Origin of the sequence: Aquimarina macrocephali JAMB N27 (genome assembly GCF_000520995.1) — a bacterium.
Lineage (GTDB): Bacteria > Bacteroidota > Bacteroidia > Flavobacteriales > Flavobacteriaceae > Aquimarina > Aquimarina macrocephali.
Window position 1 is genome coordinate 222,474 of the sequence record NZ_JACA01000013.1, and the last position, 16,591, is coordinate 239,064.

At 32.8% G+C, this 16,591-nt stretch carries 20 protein-coding genes; 18 read left to right on the top strand and 2 right to left on the bottom strand.

Annotated features, from left to right (window positions below; all coding sequences use genetic code 11):
• Nucleotides 1–132 precede the first annotated feature (132 nt).
• The 16 genes from Z054_RS0110435 to Z054_RS0110510 all read left to right on the top strand — a co-directional run bounded on the left by Z054_RS0110435 (nt 133) and on the right by Z054_RS0110510 (nt 10,416).
• Entirely contained in the window at nt 133–957 is an 825-nt protein-coding gene (locus Z054_RS0110435; protein ID WP_024770008.1) for a class I SAM-dependent methyltransferase, read from the top strand.
• A 48-nt stretch (nt 958–1,005) separates the two neighbouring features.
• Nucleotides 1,006–1,575: a class I SAM-dependent methyltransferase gene (locus tag Z054_RS0110440; RefSeq protein ID WP_024770009.1), complete on the top strand. Its 570-nt coding sequence runs from the start codon at nt 1,006–1,008 to the stop codon at nt 1,573–1,575.
• 130 nt (nt 1,576–1,705) lie between these two features.
• Nucleotides 1,706–2,035, top strand: a complete 330-nt coding sequence (locus Z054_RS0110445; protein WP_024770010.1) for an ArsR/SmtB family transcription factor — start codon at nt 1,706–1,708, stop codon at nt 2,033–2,035.
• Nucleotides 2,028–2,486 carry an SRPBCC domain-containing protein gene (locus tag Z054_RS0110450; protein ID WP_024770011.1) on the top strand — a complete coding sequence of 153 codons (459 nt, stop codon included), beginning with the start codon at nt 2,028–2,030 and terminating at the stop codon, nt 2,484–2,486. The genes Z054_RS0110445 and Z054_RS0110450 overlap by 8 nt, the downstream gene beginning before the upstream one ends.
• Nucleotides 2,487–2,575: 89 nt before the next feature.
• On the top strand, nt 2,576–2,815 hold the full coding sequence (locus tag Z054_RS0110455) for a hypothetical protein (protein WP_024770012.1): 240 nt from the start codon (nt 2,576–2,578) through the stop codon (nt 2,813–2,815).
• A 5-nt stretch (nt 2,816–2,820) separates the two neighbouring features.
• Nucleotides 2,821–3,261 carry a GNAT family N-acetyltransferase gene (locus Z054_RS0110460; protein WP_024770013.1) on the top strand — a complete coding sequence of 147 codons (441 nt, stop codon included), beginning with the start codon at nt 2,821–2,823 and terminating at the stop codon, nt 3,259–3,261.
• Between the two features lie 304 nt (nt 3,262–3,565).
• Nucleotides 3,566–4,123, top strand: a complete 558-nt coding sequence (locus Z054_RS0110465; RefSeq protein ID WP_024770014.1) for a TetR/AcrR family transcriptional regulator — start codon at nt 3,566–3,568, stop codon at nt 4,121–4,123.
• A gap of 41 nt (nt 4,124–4,164) precedes the next feature.
• Complete coding sequence (locus Z054_RS0110470; RefSeq protein ID WP_024770015.1) at nt 4,165–4,611, top strand: GNAT family N-acetyltransferase; 447 nt, start codon at nt 4,165–4,167, stop codon at nt 4,609–4,611.
• A gap of 20 nt (nt 4,612–4,631) precedes the next feature.
• Entirely contained in the window at nt 4,632–5,402 is a 771-nt protein-coding gene (locus tag Z054_RS0110475; RefSeq protein WP_024770016.1) for a hypothetical protein, read from the top strand.
• A 37-nt stretch (nt 5,403–5,439) separates the two neighbouring features.
• Nucleotides 5,440–6,024 (top strand): Crp/Fnr family transcriptional regulator, encoded by a 585-nt coding sequence (locus Z054_RS0110480; RefSeq protein ID WP_024770017.1) that lies wholly within the window; start codon nt 5,440–5,442, stop codon nt 6,022–6,024.
• 87 nt (nt 6,025–6,111) lie between these two features.
• A complete protein-coding gene (locus tag Z054_RS0110485; protein WP_024770018.1) occupies nt 6,112–6,975 on the top strand; it encodes an MBL fold metallo-hydrolase in 864 nt (287 codons plus the stop codon).
• A gap of 130 nt (nt 6,976–7,105) precedes the next feature.
• Nucleotides 7,106–7,543: a GNAT family N-acetyltransferase gene (locus Z054_RS0110490; protein WP_035091417.1), complete on the top strand. Its 438-nt coding sequence runs from the start codon at nt 7,106–7,108 to the stop codon at nt 7,541–7,543.
• A 178-nt stretch (nt 7,544–7,721) separates the two neighbouring features.
• Nucleotides 7,722–8,471 carry a molybdate ABC transporter substrate-binding protein gene (modA, locus tag Z054_RS0110495; RefSeq protein WP_024770020.1) on the top strand — a complete coding sequence of 250 codons (750 nt, stop codon included), beginning with the start codon at nt 7,722–7,724 and terminating at the stop codon, nt 8,469–8,471.
• 3 nt (nt 8,472–8,474) lie between these two features.
• Nucleotides 8,475–8,873: a TOBE domain-containing protein gene (locus Z054_RS0110500; protein WP_024770021.1), complete on the top strand. Its 399-nt coding sequence runs from the start codon at nt 8,475–8,477 to the stop codon at nt 8,871–8,873.
• Nucleotides 8,873–9,544 (top strand): molybdate ABC transporter permease subunit, encoded by a 672-nt coding sequence (gene modB, locus Z054_RS0110505; RefSeq protein ID WP_024770022.1) that lies wholly within the window; start codon nt 8,873–8,875, stop codon nt 9,542–9,544. Before Z054_RS0110500 ends, modB begins: the two co-directional genes overlap by 1 nt.
• Nucleotides 9,541–10,416 carry an ATP-binding cassette domain-containing protein gene (locus tag Z054_RS0110510; protein ID WP_024770023.1) on the top strand — a complete coding sequence of 292 codons (876 nt, stop codon included), beginning with the start codon at nt 9,541–9,543 and terminating at the stop codon, nt 10,414–10,416. The genes modB and Z054_RS0110510 overlap by 4 nt, the downstream gene beginning before the upstream one ends.
• 148 nt (nt 10,417–10,564) lie before the next feature.
• On the opposite strand, the gene Z054_RS30105 is transcribed toward Z054_RS0110510, so the two are convergent.
• Nucleotides 10,565–14,545 (bottom strand): fibronectin type III domain-containing protein, encoded by a 3,981-nt coding sequence (locus Z054_RS30105; RefSeq protein ID WP_161635278.1) that lies wholly within the window; start codon nt 14,543–14,545, stop codon nt 10,565–10,567.
• Nucleotides 14,546–14,944: 399 nt separating this feature from the next.
• On the opposite strand from Z054_RS30105, the gene Z054_RS0110520 reads away from it, so the two are divergent.
• Nucleotides 14,945–15,490, top strand: a complete 546-nt coding sequence (locus Z054_RS0110520; RefSeq protein WP_024770025.1) for a hypothetical protein — start codon at nt 14,945–14,947, stop codon at nt 15,488–15,490.
• A 5-nt stretch (nt 15,491–15,495) separates the two neighbouring features.
• The gene (locus Z054_RS0110525; RefSeq protein ID WP_024770026.1) at nt 15,496–15,990 is read left to right on the top strand and encodes a nuclear transport factor 2 family protein; all 495 of its coding nucleotides are present in this window, start codon (nt 15,496–15,498) and stop codon (nt 15,988–15,990) included.
• On the opposite strand, the gene Z054_RS31695 is transcribed toward Z054_RS0110525, so the two are convergent.
• A partial coding sequence (locus Z054_RS31695) for an HAD family hydrolase (protein WP_024770027.1) occupies nt 15,987–16,591 on the bottom strand: 605 nt, incomplete at its 5' end. The two genes, Z054_RS0110525 and Z054_RS31695, sit on opposite strands and share 4 nt — an antisense overlap.

Consider the following 16,591-nt stretch of genomic DNA (forward strand, 5'->3'; position numbering starts at 1 on the left):
TCTTGAGAAAGAATCAAAAAGTGATGTGCATGCAATGTCATAGTTTTCTACTACATCACTCCTTTTTACTATCTTAGTTCTCACACAGAAAAACACTGGATAAACCACTCACACTAATTTGAAACAAGAAATATGGGGACTTTAACTTCACAAATTGAAAACCATTATTATCGGCCTGATTTATATGATGATATTTTAAATCGTCTCAAAGAAATGGGAGTCGATATAGAAAATGTTAACCGAAAAGATATAGCCAGTGTCGATGAGTTTCATGTGAGAGGAGCAGAAGTCTCTCGCGAATTAGCAAAAACAGTTAGTGTAAATAACGCTAAACTATTAGATGTTGGATGTGGAATAGGAGGACCGTGCAGGATGTTGGCTGATGAATTTAACTGCAAAACAATTGGTCTTGATTTATCCGAAGAGTTTATAAAAACCGCAACTAATCTATCTAAACTTGTTGGCTTAAATAATAGCACAGAATTTATTCAGGGAGATGCAACTAATTTACCTTTTGAAAACAAATCGTTTGATGTAGTTTGGACGCAGCACGTACAGATGAACATTAACGACAAATTAAAATTTTACTCTGAAATAGATAGAGTATTAACTACCAAAGGAACCTTTATTTATTATGATATTTTTAAAAAAGGAGATAACGAAGTAGACTACCCAATGCCCTGGGCAAATGAATCAAAAATAAGTTTTCTTGAACAAACTTCTAAAATGGAATCTATTCTTGATACATTGGGATTACAAAAAGAACGATCTTCTGACCAAACTGCTAACGGAATCATATTCTTTGAGAATCTATTAAAAAAGATAACGCAATTTGGTCCACCAAAATTAGGGCTGAATGTCTTAATGGGAGCATCTACAAAAGATAAAATCACTAATTTATTAAGAGGTCTTAAAGAAGAAAAAATTATGCTTCAAAGTGGAGTTTATAAAAAATAAAAACTAGTACCAATAACATCTGTAGTATATTAGAACTCACAATTAATCATGACAGGAAAGTATTATAAAACAAAAGAATCAGTCGAAGAATATATCAGGTTAGCAAAAGATGTTAATGGAGAATCTTTAATTGAAAAACTTAAACAAGTTTTACCTTCCAATTCGACCTTACTCGAAATTGGTTCGGGTCCTGGTACAGATTGGAAAATCCTGAACAAATCATATGATATTACTGGTTCTGATAACTCAACCGAATTTCTGAATCATCTGATCTCCAAAAATCCTAATGGAAAATTCCTTGAGTTGGACGCCATTACTTTAAAAACAGATAAAAAATTTGATGGAATTTATTCAAATAAGGTATTACATCACTTAAATGATAATGAATTGATCGACACTGTTAAAAGGCAATATGAAATTTTAAATTCTAGTGGAATACTATGTCATTCTTTTTGGAAAGGAGAGGGTTCTGAAATTTTCAAAGGTCTTTTTGTAAATTATCATAACGAATCAACACTTAGAAAAGCCTATCTAAAGTATTTTGACATTCTATACATCAGTGATTATAATGAGTTTGAGGATAATGATTCTCTCTTGTTAATCGCAAAGAAAAAATAATACCCACTTTCTGCTTTAACTACTACCCTCTCATAACTAATTCTATTCGTTAGCTACAATTTCTTGTAAAAAAAATTGCGTAACCAAATGATTACATTTATATTTGTAACCAATCAGTTACTTAAAAATTATGAGAAGAGATGTCTTTCAAGCAATAGCCGACCCGGTTAGAAGAGAAATTATAGAGTTACTGGCAGACGAAACATTAACTGTAAATACGGTAGCCCAAAAATTCGACGTTAGTCGCCCTGCAATTTCAAAACACTTAAAAATCTTAAAAGAGTGTGGTATAATAACTATTAATAAACAAGGGAGAGAACGGCTATGCCAAATCCAACCCAGAAACCTTATCCCCGCTTTCTTATGGATAGAACAATATCGAAATCTGTGGGAAGACAGGCTCGATTCTTTCGAAAATTATTTAACCAAATTACAAACAAAAAATAAAGAAAATGAGTAATCAAAGTGAAGCAAACAATCGAACTGTAACCCTAAAAAGAACCTTTAATGTACCTATAAAATTAGTTTGGGAAGCCTGGACTCATCCCGAACATATCGCTCAATGGTGGGGGCCAAAAGGAATGAACACAAAAGTAATTGAACATGATTTTAGAGTTGGTGGCAAGTGGAAATACACCATGCAAATGCCAGACGGGAACGAATTCATTTCTGACGGTGTGTATTTAGAAATTGTTGAGCTCAAAAAAATATGCTCTTCTGCAAACTTCAGACCCATGACAGAAGGTGTAGAAATACAAGCTCTATTTGAAAAAAATGGAGACAAAACTAATTTTACTTTTAATGTCATACATCCAACAGAAGAATATTGTGAACAACAAACAAAAATGGGTATTATGAATGGTTGGGGGTCTGTTTTTGATAGACTTGGAGAGTTTCTTGAAGAAAAGTAACAATTTTTATGTGAAATATTAAACACACATGAACCAAACAAAAAGCAAAATCAAATAGAACAATTATCTAATCATAAAAACTGAAAATTATGAAAACAATGACATGCAAACAGCTAGGGGGAGCATGTAATAAAGAATTTCATGCCAATACGTTTGAAGAAATAGCCGAAATGAGTAAAAATCACGGTACACAAATGTTTCAGAAGGGTGATAAACCACATCTTATAGCGATGAATAAAATACAAGAACTCATGAAATCTCCTGAAGCTATGAAAGAATGGTTTGAAAATGTTAGAAAAGAACTCGATACGCTACCAGAAAACAAATAAGTATCATGCTTGAAGAAATTAAAATAAGAGAACTACATAAATCTGATGCACTTTCAATAACTGAACTTTCTGTGCAACTTGGCTATCAAATTGATAAATCTTTAATTCTAGAACAGATGGCTTTAATAAACGCTAATAAGGATCATTTTGCATTTGTAGCCGTTTTAAATAATATAATTATTGGATATATACATGGATTTCTTTCGATTAGATTAACATCTTCTCCCTTTTTGGAAATCGGAGGACTTATCGTTAGAAAAGAATACAGAAGAAAAGGAGTCGCCAGTGCTTTGATCGGGTATCTAGAAAGTAACGTTAATGATTTTAAAACCGTTAGGGTAAGATGTAATGTGAAAAGAGAATCTGCTCATCGGTTTTATTTAAATCTGAATTATATCGAGAAAAAAGAACAAAAAATATTTGAACGAATACCTGATAAGCCGTAAATTAAACTGCATTGAATCAAGAAAAATGATTTTAAGAAGTTTGATACCGTATATCAGATTTCCTATTTAATATTAAATGTAACAGAATACTTTAAAGGAGAATAGCCAACTACAATAAAAGTAATCAGAAGAATTGGCAGAAATAATAATTGACAACACGGATTTTGAAAATTTGAAAATGACTAAAATACTTCTAAAAGAGTAGAATATAAGGCTTCGACATAAAATAATATAGTATTAAATTGCAGTCAAATACACATTACCGAACGTTTGGTAAAATATTTTTTATTTGTATATTTGCCCTATGAGACCACAAAAAGTAAATGATCAGGATTTATTAGAAGGCTTAATGTCTGTTATTCGTTCAAAAGGCTATGACGGCTCAAGTCTTAATGAACTGGCTGGCTCATCGGGCCTACAGAAAGCAAGTTTATATCATCGTTTCCCTAATGGGAAAAAGGAAATTACTTCTGTTGTTCTAGATTATGTAGAAAAATGGGCAGCTGATAACATTCTTTCTCCTCTATCTGATACTACTTTACAACCAGATGAAAGGCTTGAAAAAGCAATCATAAACATAGATGATCTTTATGGAGGAGGCAAAAAGACTTGTATTTTAAGAGCGCTAACAATGGATTCAAATATCGAATTATTTGGAAAGCAATTAAATCAAATTATGACTCAATGGATTATAGGTTTTAGTACTTTAGGAATTGCATTTGGTTTATCAGAAGATGATGCAAAAAGCAAAGCAGAGCAAACCTTAATTTTAATACAAGGGAGCTTAATTGTATCCAAAGCGACATCAGACCTCTCCCTTTTTCAAAAAACTTTGGCATCTATAAAAACTATGTATATCTAGTATAAAATCCCACATATTTTCTTCTATCTAATATTCTGTATATGCATAACAAAAAAGTAGAAATAAGAAAAGCCAAAGATTCTGATTTCTCATCAATTCATCGTTTTATTGAAATATTAGAAAATCAGGCCTTCAAAAAAAATGAACAAGAAAAGATTTTTCTGGAAAATCTAAATAACCGTAATAATATATATCTTACTGCTATAGTTGAAAATGAAATTGTTGGCTTTTTAAGTTGTCATGTTCAAAATCTACTTCATCATAATGGATTGATTGGTGAAATTCAGGAAATGTTTATAACAGAGAGTTGTCGTGGTTTAGGGATCGGACAAAAACTAATAGATCAACTTAAAAGTATAGCAAAAGAAAAGAAAATAATTCAACTTGAAGTTACCTCAAACATTAAAAGAGAAAACGCTCATAGCTTTTATGAAAATCAAGACTTTGTAAATACTCATAAGAAATTTGTTTGTAAATTCAACAAATAAAAAAATAGGTGTTCAGAACCATGAAAAAGATATTCTTCCTGATATTAATCTCGCTTTTATGTTGTAAAATGTATAGTCAGGTAAAGACTATTCATGTATATGTAGCTTTATGTGATAATGAAAATCAAGGAATTGTTCCTGTTCCCGCAAAATTAGGGAACGGAAAAGATCCAAAACATAATTTATATTGGGGTGCTGGTTATGGGGTAAAATCTTTCTTTAAGTTTAAAGCGAAAGACTGGAAGTTGGTAAAAGATTTTGAAATAGATGATCCGGTATTACTAGATAGAGTTTTATTTAAACATAGTACCAAAAAGATCTATTTATTAGCTGATGCCTATGATGGTGCAAAAATCCAAACTTGCATTGAAGATTTTCTACTGGCCTCTAATTCTCAAAACCCTATTTCGATTGAAGTAAACTCAGAAACATTAAAATTTGGTGGAGATGCTGATTTACTTTCATATATCGGTCACGATGGTTTAATGGAATTTAACGTAGATATTACATACAAGAAAGAGATTATTAAAAAAAGAGAGGTTATAGTTTTAGCATGTTATAGTCAGAAGTATTTTTCAAAAGAAATAGAACACGCAAAAGCAAACCCCATTTTATGGACTACACATTTAATGGCACCCGAGGCATATACATTGAAATCAGCGATCGATGGTTGGATTAAAAATGAAACAGGAAAACAAATTGAAGAAAGAGCGGCTCAAACGTATCATGCGTATCAAAAATGTGGTATAAAAGGAGCCAGAAATCTGTTTACCACAGGGTTTAAAAAATAATTTGTTTAAGATATTACCTGTAAACCAGAAATAGAAAATGCCATATACTCTTCTTAAGGAAAATATAGATAAACACATTCAATTTTCTGATTCAGAATTTGAGACCTATAGTCATTTCTTTTACCCAAAGACTATTTCTAAAAAAGATTTTTTACTTAGACAGGGTGATGTATGTCGATTTGAAGGCTTTGTAACTAAAGGTTGTTTTCGTCTTTTTACAATAGATAATGATGGAAATGAAAATGTTTTATATTTTGCTGTCGAAGATTGGTGGGTCACCGACATAGACAGTTTTACAAATCAAGCTCCTGCCCTATTATCAATTCAAGCCCTTGAAGACAGTGAAGTTTTATTGATCAATAAAGAAGATAAAGAACGACTGTATCAGCAAATGCCTAAAGTAGAAAAGCTATTTCGTATAATGACACAAAAAACTCTGGTTTCTTTACAAAGAAGACTAATACGAAATCATAGTTATACAGCAGATGAGCGTTATCTGCACTTTATCACTACCTATCCAAAAATAGCACAAAAACTTACCAATTTACAGATTGCAGCTTACTTAGGAATCTCACATGAATTTGTAAGTAAAATTCGAAAAAAGATCGCTTCAAAAAAATAATCAAGATACTCACAGTTATTGAACTAGTTCAATGTTTTTGAAAATTGATGTATGCAACTTTGTACCATCATTTAAAAGAACATTAAAATGAACAAAATCAATTTTTTAATAACAATACTATTAATTTCAATAACAATGAGTAGTACAGCACAAAACCTAGAATACAAAGTGTATCGGGCAGACGAAAACAGTTTTCACATCGCTTCTGTTTTAATTTATGGAGAAAAAGACGCAGTTCTTATTGATGCGCAATTCACACTTTCTGATGCACATAACGTAGTTGCAGAAATCCTAAAAAGTGGTAAAAACCTCACAACCATTTATATAAGTCACGGAGATCCTGATTATTATTTTGGGCTAGAAGTATTTAAAAACACTTTCCCAGATGTAGCCATTTATGCCACCCAACACACTCTATCTCACATCAAAAAAACATATGAGAAAAAGTTACAGGTTTGGGGGCCAAAACTAGGAAGCAATGGAACAAAAAAAGTTGTTTTCCCACAAGTATTAAAAGGAAATACGATAGATCTCGAAGGCCAATCTATAGAAATAAAAGGTCTTGAGGGCTCTACTCCAGAAAGAACATTTGTCTGGATACCATCTCTAAAAGCAATTGTAGGAGGTGTAAATGTATATGACAATCTACATCTATGGATAGCAGATGCGAGCACGACAGAAAAACGTGTTGCCTGGTTATCTGTTTTAGAAAAAATGGAACGCCTTAATCCAGAAGTTGTTGTCTCTGCACATGCCTTAGATAACAGTAACTTAAATCGTAATGCGATTACCTATTCTAAAAACTATTTGATTGCTTATCGGAAGGAAGAAGCAAAATCAAAAAATTCTGAAGAACTTATCGCTGCCATGCAAAAATTGTATCCAAACGCAGGTTTGGGTATAGCACTTCAATTGGGTGCTAAAGTGGTAAAAGGTGAAATGAAATGGTAAATTCCTTTTGATAATAATACACAAACAATAGCAGTTTAATAATCCTTAAACTGCTATTTCTGTTTAATTTCGGTACTTTGTATCCTCAAAAGTAATGGATTCGATCATATTGCAGGTCAAAACTAAAAACATGGAAGTATCTAAGGAAAACTATAGCATCTCAACAGATAAGAACAAGTTGGATGTTTTATTAATATATAATTTTCTAACAAATGAATCAGGATGGAGTGATGGTATTTCATATGATACAGTAAAAGTATCAATAGAGAATTCTCTTAATTTTGGGCTTTATTCTGAGGAGAAACAGATTGGGTATGCAAGAGTGATTTCGGATTATTCAACAATTGCTTATTTAGGAGATATTTTTATCCTCAAAGATTACAGAAAATTAGGATTAAGTAAATGGCTAATGGAAACCATTATGGGGCATCCTAATTTACAAAATTTAAGACGTTGGATTTTGTTAACAAGTACTGCCGAATGGCTATATGAAAAATACGGATTTACAAAGCTTCCAAAACCAGAAATTTATATGGAGAAATTTGATCCTAATGTGTATGCAAAATAAACAGCAACGGTCAATACTATAAAAGTTATATGATAAAACACCTTCACATCATAGTTCGTGTCATCAAAAATTGCTTTAGATAAAAAAGTTACTTAGATAGTACTCAATCTCTACACGTGGTTGCTTTTTGAGTTGTTATCTTTACAAAAAAAGTAATACAGGAGAACAGTTACAAAAAATGAAAAAAGCAATATTCATACTTCTCATATATTTGATAACAGCATGCCAGCAAAAACCAGAGAGAAAATTAACTATTGCTGTAGCTGCAAATATGCAATTTGCAATGAAAGAGTTATCCAAAACTTTTACAGACCAAACGGGTATTGCTTGTGACCTTATTATAAGCTCATCGGGAAAATTAACCGCGCAAATTAAAGAAGGCGCTCCTTTTGATGTATTTGTTTCTGCCGATATAAAATATCCAAAAGAATTATTTGATACGGGTTTTGCGATCAAAGCACCTAAAATATATGGCTACGGAAAATTAGTTATGTGGTCAATGATTGATACTATTGATCCATCTCTAGAAACTCTTAAAAGTTCGAAGATACATCATATTGCAATTGCAAATCCTAAAATGGCTCCCTATGGCCTAGCAACAATAGAAATTTTAAAACGACATAACCTTTATGAAAACGTAAAAGATAAATTGGTATACGGAGAAAGTGTTTTACAAACTAATCAGTTTATTATTTCAAAATCAGCAGAAATTGGTTTTACTTCAAAATCCGTAGTTTTATCTCCAGAAATGAGCAATAAAGGCAATTGGATTGATATAAAAGATACAGATTACTCTGCAATCGCTCAAGGAGTTGTTATTCTTAACCGGAATAATCAAGAAAATGCAGAAAAGTTCTATGACTTTTTATCTTCTGCAGAGGCAAGAAGAATTCTCGAAAATTTTGGTTATTCAACAAAAGAAAATTAATCTATGAATGTTCTACAGGGAGAAATAACGTCTATAAAAACCAACGGTAGTTTATCATTGGTTACTGTTGACATTGGAGCTGTTTTTTTTAATACTATTATAATAGAAACACCCGATACAGCTCCCTATTTAAAACAAGGAAATCATATTAAAATGATTTTCAAAGAAACAGAAGTAATTGTTGGAAAAGGAATAGAACATTCTATAAGTATACAAAACAAAGCAATCGGAGAGATTATTAATATAAAAAAAGGACAATTATTAAGTACGTTAACTATTGATTCTACAGTTGGGCATCTAACCGCAATCATTACTTCTGATGCTGCTGATCAATTGCAATTAGAAATTGGCGAAAAAATCACAGCCATGATTAAAACTACCGAAATAATGTTATCAGAATGATGGATTGGCAACCTTTAGTATTAACGTTTAAACTGGCATTAGTTACCACGCTTTTGTTATTGGTTATTTCTGTCCCTTTATCCTATTGGCTTGCTCATACGAAATCAAGAGTAAAACCATTCTTAGAAACCTTGGTAAGTATGCCTTTGGTTTTACCTCCAACCGTCTTAGGATTTTATATGCTAGTAGCTTTTAGTCCTGCAAATGCTTTTGGAAGTTGGTTAAACGAGTATCTAGGCATACAACTTATTTTTTCATTCCAGGGACTTGTTCTTGCATCGGTTATTTATAGTTTACCGTTCATGGTACACCCTATTCAAGCTGGATTTTCAAATTTGCCTTCATCAATAACAGAAGCATCCTATGTATTAGGAAAATCTAAAATTACAACTCTTTTCAAAGTATTACTTCCTAATATAAAACCATCATTACTCACAGGAGTTGTATTGGCTTTTGCTCATACCATTGGCGAATTTGGTGTCGTATTAATGATCGGTGGCAATATGCCAGGAAAAACAAAAGTGGCCTCTATTGCTATTTATGATGAAGTAGAGGCTCTTAATTATGATGTAGCAAATTGGTATTCGCTCATTTTGTTTGCAATTACATTTAGCATCTTATTACTGGTATATCTGGTTAATGGTGGGTATTTAAAAAGATTCTGGAAATGATACATATAGCTTTGCAAAAAGAATTAACAGCAGCAAATGGAGCAATGCAACTTGATGTTAACATCAATATCGAGCAAGGTCAATTAGTTACACTGTATGGGGATTCTGGAGCGGGTAAAACTTCTATACTTAGAATGGTTGCTGGATTACTACAAACAGATGAAGGACTAATTACAGTGAATCAAAAAACATGGCTTGATACCAAAAAAGGAATTTGTCTAAAACCTCAACAACGAAAAATCGGATTTGTGTTTCAGGATTATGCTTTATTTCCTAATATGACTGTAAAAGAAAATCTTCTCTTTGCAGTAGAGAAAGGTCAAAACAAGAAAGTTGTTAATGAACTCATAGATATTATCGAACTAGGTGATCTACAAGATCGAAAACCTGAAAATCTTTCCGGGGGACAAAAACAAAGAGTGGCCTTAGCAAGAGCATTGGTAAGAAGACCAGAAATTTTAATGCTGGATGAACCTCTTTCTGCATTAGATATAAAAATGCGTACAAAGCTACAAGATTATATTCTTAAAGTACATAAGCAATTTAATTTAACTACCCTACTTATAAGCCATGAGATAGGTGAAGTTATAAAAATGTCTGATACTGTATTTAGTATTGAAAATGGAAAAATAATTAAACAAGGGAGACCTATTGAAGTATTTACTACAAAACAAGTAAGTGGAAAATTTCAGTTTTCGGGTGAAATAATTCAAATTGAAAAAGAAGATATAATTCATATTGTTACTATTTTGGTAGGTTCGAATTTTGTAAAAATAGTTGCTGAAGAAAACGATATTCAAACAATAGCTGTGGGAGACAAAGTAATTGTCGCTTCAAAAGCATTTAACCCTCTCTTACAGAAAATAAATTAATCACAATCTTAGTATACAAAATACTATAAAAGTGAAAAGTGAATTCAAAAGAAAACAGCTATAGTTAAATGGTCACTATAGCTGTTTTTTAAATTCTGTAGACTAATTTAAATATAAAAGTCTATTTTTTTTAGTTTTTCATCTTTCTTTATTCTTTTACAAATCGAGTAACATGTTGTGTTTTATCAGAAGTAACTTTCAAAATATATGTTCCTGTTTGCAAATGATCAACTTGTACAGAAGATTTAAAATAGCCACTAGATACTGTTTCTCCTAATAAATTATAAATGCTATAGGTTGCTTCTTGAGAAGGATTAAAAACAATGTTTAGTACACTTCCACTTATCGGATTAGGGTACACACTCATCTTTTGCGGTGGAGCAGCTGAATCAAATTTGTTCGCTTGTTCACTACAAGATGAAACAAGCCTCCATCTTCTTGCACCACGTTCCCACAGATTACCTCTATATACCACTTGATCTCCTATATTATAACGTACTCCCGATACCCAAGTATCTACTCCTTCACAAAAACTCGCATCACATCTCCCTAGTTTTATCCATCCGTTAGCAGTTCTTTCGTAAACATAACTCCTGTAAATTACTCGATCTCCAACAGCATAATTTACTCCTGATACCCATACCTGTACTCCTTCACAGATATCTGTTGTACTTCCTTCTTTTGTAGTAACCGAGACTGTGTTGCTAAATTCAGAAGTATTTCCTGCGGCATCTTTAGCGTTTACTCTAAACTCATACGTAGTATTTGCTGTCAATCCGGTAACATTATAAGAAGTACCACTAACACTGGTAATCTTCACATTTCCCTGATATACATCATATCCTGTTACTCCAACATTATCTGTAGAAGCTACCCATGATAAAGACAGCGATGTCTGCTCAACATTTGAAGCGGATAAATTTGTTGGAACACTCGGAGCTTCGGTATCTGTAGCTTCTTTCGTAGTAACCGAGACCGTATTACTAAACCCAGAAGTATTTCCTGCGGCATCTTTAGCCTTTACTCTAAACTCATACGTAGTATTTGCTGTCAATCCGGTAACACTATAAGAAGTACCACTAACACTGGTAATCTTCACATTTCCCTGGTATACATCATATCCTGTTACTCCAACATTATCTGTAGAAGCTACCCATGATAAAGACAGCGATGTCTGCTCAACATTTGAAGCGGATAAATTTGTTGGAACACTCGGAGCTTCGGTATCTGTAGCTTCTTTCGTAGTAACCGAGACCGTATTACTAAACCCAGAAGTATTTCCTGCGGCATCTTTAGCCTTTACTCTAAACTCATACGTAGTATTTGCTGTCAATCCGGTAACACTATAAGAAGTACCACTAACACTGGTAATCTTCACATTTCCCTGGTATACATCATATCCTGTTACTCCAACATTATCTGTAGAAGCTACCCATGATAAAGACAGCGATGTCTGCTCAACATTTGAAGCGGATAAATTTGTTGGAACACTCGGAGCTTCGGTATCTGTAGCTTCTTTCGTAGTAACCGAGACCGTATTACTAAACCCAGAAGTATTTCCTGCGGCATCTTTAGCCTTTACTCTAAACTCATACGTAGTATTTGCTGTCAATCCGGTAACATTATAAGAAGTACCACTAACACTGGTAATCTTCACATTTCCCTGGTATACATCATATCCTGTTACTCCAACATTATCTGTAGAAGCTCCCCATGATAAAGACAGTGATGTCTGCTCAACGTTTGAAGCGGATAAGTTTGTTGGAACACTCGGAGCTTCGGTATCTGTAGCTTCTTTTGTAGTAACTGATACTGTACTACTAAATCCAGAAGTATTTCCTGCGGCATCTTTAGCTTTTACTCTAAACTCATACGTAGTATTTGCTGTCAATCCGGTAACATTATAAGAAGTACCACTAACACCGGTAATCTTCACATTTCCCTGGTATACATCATATCCTGTTACTCCAACATTATCTGTAGAAGCTACCCATGATAAAGATAGTGATGTTTGCTCAACATTTGAAGCGGATAAGTTTGTTGGAACACTTGGAGTTTCAGTATCTGTAGCTTCTTTTGTTGTAACCGACACTGTGTTACTAAATCCAGAAGTATTTCCTGCGGCATCTTTAGCCTTTACTCTAAACTCATACGTAGTATTTGCTGTCAATCCGGTAACATTATAAGAAGTACCACTAACACTGGTAATCTTCACATTTCCCTGGTATACATCATATCCTGTTACTCCAACATTATCTGTAGAAGCTCCCCATGATAAAGACAGTGATGTCTGCTCAACGTTTGAAGCGGATAAGTTTGTTGGAACACTCGGAGCTTCGGTATCTGTAGCTTCTTTTGTAGTAACTGATACTGTACTACTAAATCCAGAAGTATTTCCTGCGGCATCTTTAGCTTTTACTCTAAACTCATACGTAGTATTTGCTGTCAATCCGGTAACATTATAAGAAGTACCACTAACACTCGTAATCTTCACATTTCCCTGGTAAACATCATATCCTGTTATTCCAACATTATCTGTAGAAGCTACCCATGATAAAGACAGCGATGTCTGCTCAACATTTGAAGCGGATAAGTTTGTTGGAACACTTGGAGCTTCGGTATCTGTACTATTTCCTTTAGGGTACTTCCCAGAAATCGAAAACAATCCTAAAGAAGAGTAATCAGAATAACCTGTAGACAGGTTTCCTTCTCCTACTCCATCTATTTCAATATAATATTTTCCACTTTGTAAAGTAGTACTTATAGATGCTTTTAAACCTTGTGGATCAGAGGATGTAACTTCTTCACCATTGCTATTTAATAACTTTGCTTTAATATTTAAATTTGGATGGTATGGATTTGGATCAAAAGAAAAATTCACCTCTCCTCCTGAAGTTTGAAAAGAGAATAGATCTTTATCCGATGTTTTTTCAATGATTCCTTCATTATCTACTTTAGATACATTTCCGTTACTATCAGATACTAATTCTGTAGCACTATTTATAGTATTTCCATGATCATCTTTTTTATACCCGAAACCGTTTCTAGAATTTGAAATAATTGCTAAATCATTCTCCGTATTATTAGCATCATTATATTCTCCTTTACTCCAATGACCTAATGTTTTATTAGCACTCCAACCCATAATTGGGCTCCATTGTCCATGTCCCGAATAATATGTAGTTCCTGATCTTGTGCCATCGTGTGCCAATCCAAGAGTGTGTCCTACCTCATGAGATCCTGTTTCTCCAGCTGTTCTTGTTCCTAGGTTATATACCCAACATGGATCGTCAGAATTCCAACTAAAAGAATTTAGATATGCTACTCCTCCTGATCCAGGAGCTGCATCGTTTGTTGGCGTAAATATTGCCATCATTCTTTGGTTTTTTGGGGTAGCATCAAACACATCTCTTCTGGTAGTCACATTTATATTAAAAGGATTAAAATCGTCTACCATAATTCGCCATACCGCAAGAATTTTTTCATCACTAAAACCAGCAGGTTTTGCATTAATTGTTCTACCTCCTACCCAACGAGTACCAGACACTACTTCTCCATCAAAATCAAGATAGATAACATGAGATGCCCCGGGAAGACTCTCTAATTGTATTTGCGCTTTTTGCGGGATAATTACACCAGAATCATTTTTAGCGGCAGCTTTTTCTTCTTCAAAATCTACGCATAGTATACTATGAATATCCTGATCGCTTGCTAATACTTGTCCTTTGTTATTAGTTGAAATCTTAAATGCTTTTTTCTGATCATAAAATATAATCTCCCCAGATATTTTTTCATCATTTTTAGTAAAACTAAAAACAGGCTCTGTTGTAGCATCTGATTTAGCCCTGTTAACTAATACATTACCAGTTACAAAGTATCCATCTACAGTACTCTTTTTAACATTAATCTTAAGGTTATATGATTCTTTATCTGATAACTTAATAGTAAAATTGTTATTTCTTGACTTATTCGAAAATACTGATTCTGAGAAGCTCTTTACAGTTCCCACAACAACTTCTTTCTTATCTTGTGCATAAGAAGAAAAAGAAAGAATCAATAGAAAGGTTGTCATACACATCTTTTTAAATATGCCAGAAAACATCCTCTCATTAAAGTTTAAATTTTTCATGATCATGAGGTTTAGGTAAGTGATTTGTGTTTGTGTTAGTTTAAATAAAAAAAATCATCACAAAAGTAACTTGTGTGCCTTTTAAAATTTAGCCCTATTTAGAATTCATCCGTATCCAATTAGAATTCGTTACATGATAGACAATAAGTGATAAATCAAAGGGAAATTTCCAGATTCAGGAAAATGTATATTTTGGGTTCATAAAAACAACATATCATTTTATGTAAAGCTTAAAAATTATAGAACTCATGTATCAGAAAGACATTTTACTCGCTTTATTCTTTTGAATATAATTTTGGCAAATTATTATAGAAAATGTATCAAATCTTTTTGATTGCAAGAATACTATCATTTTGACATAAATATCTTATTTTTGAGTCCTTACTATAAAAATATAGGATGCGAATATTTCTTTTTTTAGGGATTATACTAGTTTGTTTTGGGTGTCAAGGTGAAAAAACCACCAATATACAAGGAAAAAACCCTGTTGCTAAGCTGGATAGTCTTTCTAAAGAAAAAATTAAATTAAATCTTCTAAAACTTTCTCCAGAGGCAGAAAGAAGTCTTGAAATTTTTGAGGATTTTCAGAATCTGAGAAGTTTTATAACCGTATTACGCAATGGAAATTCTTTTTACGTAAACAAACATGTTGATAGTATAGATTTACTAGTGAGCACGTTTAAGGAAAACCTTTCTGAAGACCTAAATATAAACACTATTAACTCCCGAATTAGTGTTCTATCTACTGAAACAGGTTTACTAAAACTATTATCTGAAAAGAAAAATAAAGATTCTGATATGGTTATGGAAGCTAATACAAGATTGATTAAAGCTTATAATAGTTTGATTATACAATTAAATGAATTGTCATTAGCGATCCCAGAAAATATTGAAAAAGAACTTTTAAGAGAACTCGAAGATCAAGAGAAACCACCTATAAAATAAAACGAATGCAAAAGCCAATCTTATCTTTATTACTTTTCATCTGTAGTTTTTGTTTTGCACAACAAAATACTGAAATTAATACGACTCTTGAGCAATGGCACAAAGCTGCAGCAGATGCCAATTTTGAAGTTTATTTTGGTCTTATGACCGAAGATGCAATTTTTATAGGAACTGATCCTACAGAAAATTGGAATAACTCTGAGTTTAAAGCCTTTTCAAAACCATATTTTGATAAAGGAAAAGCTTGGAGTTTCTCTACTCTTGAAAGAAATATTTTTGTGAAAAACGAAAGTGATATCGCCTGGTTTGATGAGTTATTAGATACTCAAATGGGGATTTGTCGAGGCAGTGGTATCCTTCAAAAAACTACTAATGGCTGGAAAATAAAACACTATGTGTTATCTATTGCCATCCCTAACGAAAACGTAGCTGAAATTACCAAGCTTAAAAAAGAGTTTGATTCCACCTTAATGCAAAAACTAAGAGCTCCTAAAAATTAAATCAGTGATTCTTTGAATGCTGACAGCGTAGAGAAGCAATGTTTAGCACCGCTTTCCAGGAGTTTTACTCTGTTCTTATCTCCGATACCCACAAAATCAAGAGATAAATTTTGGGCTGTTTTTAAATCCCAAACACCATCTCCTATTGATACAATACGGTCAAAATTTTCTTTATCATAATATATCTTTGACCTTTCTATAGCATCCAAAACAAAACCTTCTCTCGACTCGTGTGTTTTTGAAGTTGCTAATAGTTTTTCATCATACCAGATATCACATTGATCTAATTTGATCATAGCAGGTTTAGGCAATGCACCTGTAGCAAAACAAAAAGGAACATTACTATCTTTAAAAAACCGAATTAATGATTTGGCACCATCAATTTCTTTTACGGGATCAAACAGTCCCATTTGATAAACCAAATCGATTTCAAAATCATCTAATAGCTCTTTTGGAAAGGTTTTCTTAAAATTGCGTTCGTAGTTATATCTCAATGCATAACTATCGGTATGGTGTCTATACCTATCATAATCGGTATCAATATCAGAAATGCCTAGTGCCAATAATGAGTTTGTAACCGAAATCAAATACATAGGCACAC